We start from the raw sequence: 10,389 nt of genomic DNA, 5'->3' as shown, positions 1-10,389 counted from the left end.
GATGCTCCCGCAGTAGGAACACTTTCAGAAGGTAGTACTGCAGCAGACATTACAGATTATTACGCATTCGAAAGTCCAGAAAACTCAGACAATTATGTTTTTGTAACCAATGTTATGGGTCTCACAGCACCAGGCTCAACTGCAGATGCAAAATTCAGTGAAGATATCATGTACGAAATCAACATTGACAACAATGCAGATGACATTGAAGATTTGGTGATTCAGGCAATCTTTAGAGATGGAAAAGTAATTGTGTTTGGTCCAACTTCACCTTCAGAAGCTGGTATTGAAAGTAAAATCGAAAACGATGGCACAAGAGTAGAATCTATGGTATCTGCTTACGGACAAACTCCGGAAATAGGAGCTGCCAGTGGCATGAAAGTGTTTGCAGGACCTAGAGACGACTCTTTTTACATGGATTTCTTCAAGTTTGTTGACATCGTAAATGGTGCAGGAAGTGCCCTTGGCCTAGAAGTAGACCCACCAGCAAATGGTAGTGAATACTCTACATCTTTTGATGATCCTGGTTCAGATACTTTCGCTGGCTCAAATGTAATGTCAGTTGTAATAGAACTGCCAAAATCAATGCTAGGAAGCAGCACAACTTTCAGTTCTTGGGTAGAAGCAAAAGTAAAAAAGTAATTAAAACACACTCATTTAAAAAATTAAGATCAATATGAAAACTAGAAATATAATATCTGCACTAAGCCTAAGCTTATTGCTGATTTCTGCCGGTTGCGGAGACGATGACAGCAATGATGTAATGCGTGAAGATGCTCCTATGGCAGAAGCCGGACAACCTCAAACGGTTGATTTAGAAAAAATGGTTACACTGGATGCATCTGCATCTGTAGGACAGTCGATTGCTTTCAACTGGATAGTGACAGACCCTAATGGTAATGTAGTGGCACTCAATAATGCAACTTCTGCTGAAGTATCATTTGTGGCCTCTGTTGAGGGTACCTATGACGCTGTAGTGGCTGTAACCAACTCTGGCGGAACAGAAGAAGCAATGACCACAGTTACTGCTGTAAACCCTACATTCACATCATGTGACCAAATGGGTAGACCAGCCATCAACACTGTTTTTAACTACTTTGGAGATGCTGAGGCCAAGAATAATTACAACCAAACAACGCCAAACGGTGGTAACGCTGCTGTAGCAGACTTTGAGTTTATCTTAGATAATCTGCAAGAATATATAGGCCTTAACTCAGATACATACGTCAACATACTAGGTTTAAACAACACTGAAACAGCTGGCGTACTTACTGTTGATGTGCTTACATCAGATAAGACTAAAGCCACTTCTTACGGAACACTCAATGGTCGTGCGTTGGGAGATGATGTAATTGATGTTACGCTTATCTTAACTTTTGACGATCAGTCTGGTAATTCCAGTCCGTTGATACCCGGCTTGATTAGTGACAATGTAGATGCGAATGACAAAGAGTTTTCTAACTCATTTCCATATTTAGCATCACCTCATTAAGCAATAGATTATAATTATTGGGAGGGCTTAATGCTCTCCCATTCTTTTCACCACATCCCTTCTCGTTATGTTTAAGCAATTTTACACCCTCCTTTTTTCTATACTAGCCTTTGGCTGTACAAAAACAGAAACAGCTCAGACAATCAGTGATCCGCAGGATTATCAGACTTATTTAGATAATGAAAAAACATTTAGAATGGCCTCCTACACAAGTGACGTGGCATTCTGGACTAACAAAATTGAGCAACAGCAAGCCGGATATATCTACATTCAAAAACTTGCTGCCTTAAAGAGTGCTGCCTTTGATCAGACTGGTGAAGTTTCATACCTCAATGAAGTGGATAGCCTATACAGGGAAGCCAACCAATTTGTGTCAGGCAAAAGAAAAGCTAACAATTTAATTGCCTTAAGCAGCAATGCCATCAAACAACACAAATTTGAAAAGGCCCTGGAGTATGCGTATGCTGCTATGAAAAATACGGATGAAAAATTTGGCCCTTCTCTCATGGTTTATGATGCTGCCATGGAACTTGGTCTTTATGACTTAGCTGGGCGAATGATAAAATCTACCAAAGATTTAGAGTCATTCGATTACCTGGTTCGTTTATCGAAGTTTCAGGATTATAAAGGTGACCTCGATTCGGCAATTTCACTAATGGAAACAGCCTTTGAGCAGGTAGACCAACTAAATAACCCCACAGCTCATTGGGCTCAGGCCAATTTGGCAGATATGTATGGGCACGCTGGCGAAATACAAAAATCTTACAACGGCTATTTAGCTGTGTTGAAAAAAAATCCTGACTATGATTATGCACTCAAAGGGATTGCCTGGGTAGCTTATGCCCATGATGACAAACCAGAAGAAGCGCTTGAAATCATCAGTCAACTAGTAGATCGCAAAAAACTACCTGACCATCACTTATTATTGGCTGAGTTGGCAGATTACCAAAATAACAAAGAAGCCAAAGCCAAGCACATAGAAGCATTTGTAGCAGAAGCAAAAAAAGCAAAGTATGATGGCATGTATAATAGCTATTTAATAACCTTGTACGCAGAAGAATATCAGGACTATGATATGGCCAGATCACTTGCCCTTACAGAGGTCGATGCAAGACCAACACCAATGACCTATTCTCTCTTAGCATGGGTATTTGAGCAGGAAGGAAATCACGAACGTGCTCTAGAAATTATACAGAAACACGTAGAGGGCAAATCTTATGAGCCAGATCTTATCTACAAAACTGCTGTGATTTACGCATCAAATAATAAAGATAAAGAAGCTAAAGAGTACTTTCTTGAGGCCAAAGAAGCTGCTTATGAACTGGGCCCAATAGCCAGCAGAGACATTGACAAATACCTAAATACCTTGTAGTAGGTGAGCCGTAAGTTTACCATATTATTACTCTATTTTTATTTAGCTATACTTTTTAGTCATAGCATAATTTATGTTGGTCACAGTGCTTTACACAATATCTCTGAATTTGTTACTCTCCATGACCACCATCATAGTCATGATCATAACATAACGGATCACAGCGAAGCCTTTAAAACAGCTGAGGGTGATGAAAAACATAAATCAGCGCACATCAATATGTTGTCTCTCGTGTTTTTCTTCGAACCTCCTTCAACCTTTCTTCTAAGAAACAATTTTACTCACTGTGTCCACAACCAGTTTAGTTACTTATTTCCTAAAACTAGGACACAAACTCCTCCCACACCCCCACCTATAGGGTAATCATGAATATCAGGCATTTGCTCAAATACAACAAGACTAACTAATAGCTGATCTCAGCTATGGCTATTGTATTTGAGTTTCTGAGAATGCCACTCTAATTATTTCATGTGTATTAAGTCTTCTAAGCAGACTTATTAAAGAACTTAATGATGATTTTTAAAAAACTACTTTTTACAGTGGCACTGGTATGCTGTGCCCTAAATTTACTGGCTCAATTAGCCATCCTTACGGGTAATATTTCTGATAAAAACGGCCCTCTGCCAGGTGCCAATATCATAAGCGAAGCAGGCAAGGGCACCTCTACAGATGCTCTGGGAAATTACAGGTTAAAGTTAACTCCCGGCACTTATAACTTGAAAGTATCATTTATTGGTTATGAAAGTCAGGAATTCATATTGCAAGCTGAAGCTAATCAAACGTACAACAAAGACTTTGATTTAGTGGCTGCTAATATCGAACTGGCAGATGTTACCATTTCGACTGATGAGGCTCGGAATTTAGAAAATATCTCTACTTATGACATAAAACTAAGACCTGTGAAGACTTCTCAGGATGTATTGAGAGCCGTGCCCGGGTTATTCATAGCCCAACATGCCGGAGGGGGAAAAGCAGAACAAATTTTCCTCAGGGGGTTTGATATTGATCATGGTACAGATATTACACTCTCGGTCGATGGTATGCCGGTAAATATGGTTTCACACGCTCACGGTCAGGGTTATTCAGATTTACATTTTGTGATTCCTGAGACTATAGAGCGGGTAAATTTCAACAAGGGCCCTTATTATGCCAATCAGGGAAATTTTAACACGGCAGGTTATGCGGCTTTCGATACAAAAAGCTCACTTGATAATAGTATGATCAAAGTCGAGGGTGGCCAGTTTGGTACACTTAGGTCTGTAGCAATGCTTGATTTACTCCCTAACACGAATGCTAAACAAGACTTTTTTGTGGCCTCTGAGTTTTACATTACAGATGGGTATTTTAAAAGTGAGCAGAATTTCTCGAGGCTTAATTTATTCTCCAAATACACCTCCCACTTCGATGATGGCCTTTTACAACTATCAGCATCTACTTTTACCAGCCAGTGGGATGCCTCCGGTCAAATACCAGTGAGAGCAGTGCGCAGTGGCCAAATATCGAGATTTGGAGCTATAGATGACACCGAAGGGGGTGAAACCAGCCGATCAAATATAAACCTGAAGTATATCAAAGGCCTGAGTGATAATCAAACCCTTACACAGCAGCTATACTTTAGCAAATACGACTTCCGTCTGGTTTCTAACTTCACTTTCTTTTTAAATGACCCTGAGAATGGAGATCAAATTACTCAAAGTGAGAGCCGCAAAATATATGGATATAAGGGGTCTTATTTGTCTGAGAATTACTTAGGCCAGCATAAACTTACCTCTGAGGTAGGTGGTGGCATTAGGTATGATGATGTAAATGACATCAGCCTTTCGCACACGCTAAATAGGAAAACCACATTGGAAGATTTAGCAAGAGGCGATATCGATGAGATAAATTTAAATGCATTTGCATCAGAGACACTAAATATTAATAAGCTCTCAGTAAATGCTTCTCTAAGGTATGATTACATCATTTTCAATTATGTGGATGCGCTCAACGCAGAATATGAAAAGCTATCAGAAACTAAAGGGATCATGAGCCCTAAACTGAGGCTAAATTATCAACTTACTAAGAATACAAATGTATTTGCAAAAGCCGGGGTGGGCTTTCACTCAAATGATACACGAGTGGTGGTTGCACGCAACGGAAATGAAATTTTACCGAAAGCTTATGGTATTGATATTGGCGCCATATTTAAACCAACACCAAATCTTGCTATAAATACAGCCTTATGGCACCTTGATCTCGAGCAGGAGTTTGTATATGTGGGTGACGAGGGTATAGTAGAGCCCAGTGGCAAAACACGAAGAAAAGGTATTGATGTGTCGGTTCGCTACCAGGCGCTGCCCTGGTTATACGTGGATGCGGACTTAAATTTAACCGAACCACGCTCAATTGAGGAAACTGAAGGGAATGATTACATTCCACTTGCGCCTACATTTACAAGTATAGGAGGGCTTAGCTACCAACTCGACAATGGCATAAATGGCAGTTTGAGATATAGATATCTTGATGACCGCCCGGCAAATAAGGCTTACAGCTCTACCGCAGAAGGTTATTTTTTGCTTGACGCGGTTGTGAATTACACCACTAAGAAGTTTGAAATCGGTTTGATGGTTGAAAACGTACTCGATACAGAGTGGAAAGAAGCTCAATTTGAGACTGAATCCAGGCTGAGTGATGAACCAGATCCTGTAAGCGAAATTCACTTTACCCCAGGCAGTCCATTCTTTGCACGGATGAGCCTCAGCTATTTCTTCTAAAAAAATAACCCTCGTGACCTTTGGCCACGAGGGTTTAAAAACTCCTTACAATAGTTGCCCGACAAAATATGTTAAACTTCTGAAAACACACCTAACCGATGCCGGGCAAACTGGGCAGGAATCAACAACTATTTGGCAATCTAAAATTAGAGAGTCCTGCTTGTCCAATTAAAAGATCCTACTTATGAGAATAGAAATTGTAAGTCAGTTTACCTACTTACGAAGAGAACTTATCATATGGATTTCATAATTTTAAAATATGCGAAAACTAATCTCATACATGGCCATGAGTATCGATGGCAAAATCGCCAGGCTTGATGGAGACGTGAAGTGGTTAGATAAAATTCCAAACCCTGATAAAACAGACTATGGATATGGTGATTTTTACAAATCGATAGATACTACTTTGATGGGCAGAACTACTTATGAACATGTTAAGAGTTTCGGCTTTGACTATTACAAAGACACAAGGAATTACGTTTTCTCTTCTAAAAAATCTGAAAACCAAAAGTACCTGCACTTCATTTCTGAAGATGCAGTTGATTTTACTAAAAAACTAAAGACTCAGGAAGGTAAGAATATTTGGCTTATTGGAGGAGGCAAGCTTAATGCTTCGATGCTAAAAGCCGGGCTTATTGATGAGTTGATGTTGTTTGTTATGCCAATTGTATTAGGTGAAGGAATTGCTGCTTTCGAAGGTCTTGACCTGATGCATGACGCAAAGCTTATTGATACAAAAAACTACAATAATAGCGTCACCTATTTGCATTATACCCTCTAATTTGATCTAACTCTTCTCAACCGCACCCATAACCTGCATCGTTTCCAGAGTAGGGTTTTCGCTACCACCTTTAGGCTCTACTGTTACTGCAAAAGCACCCGCTCCTCCAGCTATGTTTTTCATTTTGAGTAGACCTGTATCTGGGTCAAAAACACCTGCATCTACGGGCTTGCCATCGATAATAGCCCACAACTGGTATTGCTTCTCAGTGGTAAGCTCCTTCAGGTTTTGCACACTTAGGTAAACCTCTTCAGATGAGCTATTCCAGTATATGTAAGCCAGCCCTTCAGGTGCATTATCAGTGCCTTTCATGGCTATTCTATCAAAACTACTATTATTGATAATGCCGAGGTCTTCTTCGATTTTTTCCAGTTGCTGATTTACCTGATTATAGTCTTCCGCCACACGTTCATTCTGAGCAATGAGAATGTCTAATTCACCTTGTGTGTCTTGCCACTTATTCCAATAATTAAATGCCAATACAGAAGAAATTACTGCCAAACTAACTGATGCAGCGGCAATATACCTCCAGTAAGGAGATGCCTCACTCGACTCCATAGCCACTACTTTAGCTTCCGGTTTAGACTCTTTAGTATCGATATCTTGAAAGAGTCTCTCTTTTACTGAGGCTGGTGGCTTTATAGCCGTCTTAAATGCCATCTGCTCAAAACTCTCTTCGATTATTTCGATCTCAGCTTTTACCTCCGGGTACTTTGCAGCCATTTCTACCACCTCCTGATTTTCCTTCTCAGAAAGCTCCCCGAGTACGTAAGACTCTAATATGCCTGATGATATGTATGCTTCAATATTCACTTTTCTACACCTAGTACATTTCTTAAATTTCTAAGCGCCATTCTAAGTCTCGTCTTAACAGTACCCAAAGGAATGTCATACTCATCTGATACCTCAGACTGAGTAAATCCTTTGAAGTAAATTAAATTGACTATCAGCTTTTCTTCTTCTCGCAGGCCATTCAGTAATTCTTTAACCCCTATAGACTCCTCTTGCTGATAGATAAGATTGTCACGCTCAACATTATATACGTTGTTTGAGATATCGTCAGTTTTCTTAACCTTCTTTATTTCTTTAGACCTCAGCTTATCGATAGATAAATTTCTACTGATATTCAGCATCCAGGTAAATAGCCTACCTTTTTTGGTATCGTAGGTATCTATTTTATCCCAAATTTTCATAAAGGCATCGTGTAGTACTTCTTCAGCCAATTTCTCATCATCTAAAACGCGAAAAATCGCTCCGTATAAGGCAGCCGAATAGTTATCGTACAAATAGTGCATAGCCGTTTTGTCCTTCTGTTTAAGAAGGGCAACCAACTCGTCTTGCTGCATACGTCCGGCTACTTGAGACATTGGCGGAAAGATAACATAAAGATTAGAATAAGTGAAAAATCACAGTTACAATAGAGGCAATCACTCGCTATAGTTTTGAATATGTATATAAAAGGATCTTGCCATGTCATTCAGGTATTTTTTTCTACCCATAAAAGTTGCTGTTTGCTCCTCTACAAATTCTTGAGACACCTCTTTTCTATAATGTGAGAAAGCTGCTGAGACTACTTCTTCTGTAAATAACCTATCTAACTCCTGTGCAGTCTGCAAATATTGTTTTTCCTCCACGTCTGCCAACAGTTGATAATCTAAGTCACTGATCTTCTCCGTGATTTTGATGGCCTGCTCTTTAGAATTTCTAAACGACTTACACCTTTTCGTAAGCGGAATGATAACGCTATTGGCTAAACCATCGTCATATCGACATAATGCCATATCACGGTCTACCGGCACAGCTTTGACATCATAATAATCCCCTTTATTATATGCCAACCACTTCCACTGACCTTCGTGCCTGTCCCAGTCGCTTATCATAAAATCAAACATGCGGCATTTGAGAAATTGCAGTGTATCAATTCTGAGAGTATGTTTAGCAGAGCCTTCAATTAAGTCCTCTGTATCCCAAACGTACTCTGGTGCTCCTAAAAAACTATTTTCTTCCCAGCTGCCATCAAATTCTTTTTCAAGCATCATTACCCTACCCGCCATAGTGTAGTTTACCGAATCGGAAACCTGGTCACTCATTGGCACAAAAACAAAAACCGGTTCCTTATAATGTACCCCGATAACTTTTGTGAGCTGGCCGACTACATCAGTAGCAAACGGGTTGATGGCCGAGGTTTGATCTCGCACCAATGTTCTCACCCCGGAGTATTGCCAAACGGTCGGTAATACGCCTTTTGGATTTTTATCTACGCTTCTAAAACTGTAATGCTCACCAGATTCAGTTTCAAACTCTACACTGGTGGTCTGCATGCCTCCACCGATATGATGGAATGTTAAACTATCAAAGCCTTTGAAAACAGGGATGGTGATGGGCAAAGACCATAGGTCGCGATAGTGGTCTCCAAATAGTGTTCTTACCAGCTCACCGCGATTATAAAATTGAGAAATAGGTAATGAAATGGAATCTTGCTCAGGATCTACCGATCTGGCAAAATCAAGTCGTTTTTCATCTGAAAAACTAGCCTCTTCCCGCTCGTTGAAAACATTGGGAATGACAAAAAGTAAAATCACGAATATCAGGATAAAATACCCCGATGCTTTGACTATTTTTTTGAGCAAAATTTTAGGGTTATTTTTTGTGTCAATAACCCTAAAATCTGCGCAATGTTATTTAAAATCTAAATTTATACTTAGATGTGAATTACCTCATCATAAGCTGCTGCTGCTGCTTCCATTACTGCCTCAGACATGGTTGGGTGAGGGTGAACGGTTTTTATGATCTCGTGCCCTGTAGTTTCAAGCTTTCTGGCAGCTACTACTTCTGCAATCATCTCAGTCACATTTGCACCTATCATATGAGCTCCTAAGAATTCACCATACTTAGCATCAAAGATCACCTTAACGAAACCTTCTTTAGCGCCTGCTGCACTTGCCTTACCTGATGCTGAGAAAGGAAACTTACCTACCTTTACGTCATAACCAGCTTCTTTAGCTGCAGCTTCGGTATATCCAACTGATGCTACCTCTGGGCTGCAGTATGTACAACCAGGTATGTTATTATAATCTAACGGCTCAACATCCTGACCGGCTATTTTTTCTACACAAATAATACCTTCTGCCGAAGCTACGTGAGCTAATGCAGGTCCGTGTACGATATCACCAATGGCATAAATACCAGGGATGTTGGTTTTGTAGTAATCGTCAACAAGTACCTTACCTTTATCTGTAGCTACTCCTACATCTTCCAGACCGATACCTTCTAGGTTAGTAGAAATACCAACTGCAGAAAGTACAATGTCGCACTCAATTACTTCTTCACCTTTCTTGGTTTTTACTGTAGCCTTGCAGCCTTTACCTTTTGTATCAACCTTCGTTACTTCAGCATTGGTCATTATTTTCATGCCTGCTTTCTTAAAGGTTCTCTCCAGCTGCTTAGAAACATCCTCATCTTCTACAGGTACTATTCTTGGCATAAACTCAACCACAGTTACGTCAACACCAATGGCATTGTACATATAAGCAAACTCAACACCAATAGCACCTGACCCTACTACTACCATTTTCTTTGGCATTTTTTCCAGAGTCATGGCCTTTCTATAACCTATGATCTTTTTATTATCAATTGGCAGGCTAGGCAGCTCTCTTGAGCGACCACCAGTAGCAATAATTATGTCGTCTGCGCTGTAAGTTTCTACCTTACCATCGTCTCCTGTCACTTCAATTTTTTTGCCCGGCTTCAGTTTACCAAAGCCCATGATCGCATCAATCTTATTTTTCTTAAAGAGAAACTGAATTCCCTTACTCATGCCGTCAGCGACACCACGGCTTCTTTTAATCATGCCTTCGAAGTCTACTTTGGCATCTTTTACAGAAATACCATAATCTTCAGCATGAGAAATATATTCAAATACGTTTGCGCTTTTAAGCAAAGCCTTTGTAGGAATACAGCCCCAGTTAAGGCAAATACCACCTAAAGACTC

Annotated in this window: 9 protein-coding genes; 5 read left to right on the top strand and 4 right to left on the bottom strand. The window is 40.0% G+C overall.

The annotated features are described in order from the left end of the window. The 5 genes from E1176_RS12370 to E1176_RS12350 form a co-directional block, all read left to right on the top strand. Nucleotides 1–642, top strand: a 642-nt coding sequence (locus tag E1176_RS12370; RefSeq protein WP_155210947.1) for a DUF4331 family protein, incomplete at its 5' end; no start/stop codon positions are given. Between the two features lie 34 nt (nt 643–676). Next, nucleotides 677–1,492 (top strand): DUF4331 family protein, encoded by an 816-nt coding sequence (locus E1176_RS12365; protein ID WP_155210946.1) that lies wholly within the window; start codon nt 677–679, stop codon nt 1,490–1,492. Nucleotides 1,493–1,559: 67 nt separating this feature from the next. Beyond that, nucleotides 1,560–2,864 (top strand): tetratricopeptide repeat protein, encoded by a 1,305-nt coding sequence (locus tag E1176_RS12360; RefSeq protein ID WP_155210945.1) that lies wholly within the window; start codon nt 1,560–1,562, stop codon nt 2,862–2,864. 509 nt (nt 2,865–3,373) lie between these two features. Further along, on the top strand, nt 3,374–5,617 hold the full coding sequence (locus E1176_RS12355; RefSeq protein ID WP_155210944.1) for a TonB-dependent receptor: 2,244 nt from the start codon (nt 3,374–3,376) through the stop codon (nt 5,615–5,617). 259 nt (nt 5,618–5,876) lie between these two features. Further along, entirely contained in the window at nt 5,877–6,398 is a 522-nt protein-coding gene (locus E1176_RS12350; protein WP_155210943.1) for a dihydrofolate reductase family protein, read from the top strand. 6 nt (nt 6,399–6,404) lie between these two features. Here E1176_RS12350 and E1176_RS12345 read toward each other — a convergent pair whose 3' ends face one another. From E1176_RS12345 to lpdA, 4 genes are all read right to left on the bottom strand, one after another. Continuing rightward, the gene (locus tag E1176_RS12345) at nt 6,405–7,211 is read right to left on the bottom strand and encodes an anti-sigma factor (protein WP_155210942.1); all 807 of its coding nucleotides are present in this window, start codon (nt 7,209–7,211) and stop codon (nt 6,405–6,407) included. Further along, complete coding sequence (locus tag E1176_RS12340; RefSeq protein ID WP_246206025.1) at nt 7,208–7,765, bottom strand: RNA polymerase sigma factor; 558 nt, start codon at nt 7,763–7,765, stop codon at nt 7,208–7,210. Before E1176_RS12340 ends, E1176_RS12345 begins: the two co-directional genes overlap by 4 nt. A gap of 60 nt (nt 7,766–7,825) precedes the next feature. Continuing rightward, nucleotides 7,826–9,028, bottom strand: coding sequence for a hypothetical protein (locus E1176_RS12335; RefSeq protein ID WP_155210941.1), 1,203 nt, complete (start codon nt 9,026–9,028; stop codon nt 7,826–7,828). Between the two features lie 71 nt (nt 9,029–9,099). Beyond that, nucleotides 9,100–10,389, bottom strand: a 1,290-nt coding sequence (gene lpdA, locus E1176_RS12330; protein WP_155210940.1) for a dihydrolipoyl dehydrogenase, incomplete at its 5' end; no start/stop codon positions are given.

Origin of the sequence: Fulvivirga aurantia (genome assembly GCF_009711475.1) — a bacterium.
Taxonomy (GTDB): Bacteria; Bacteroidota; Bacteroidia; order Cytophagales; family Cyclobacteriaceae; genus Fulvivirga; species Fulvivirga aurantia.
The sequence above is the reverse complement of the archived record's forward strand: the minus strand, read 5'-3'. Positions and strand labels throughout refer to the sequence as shown.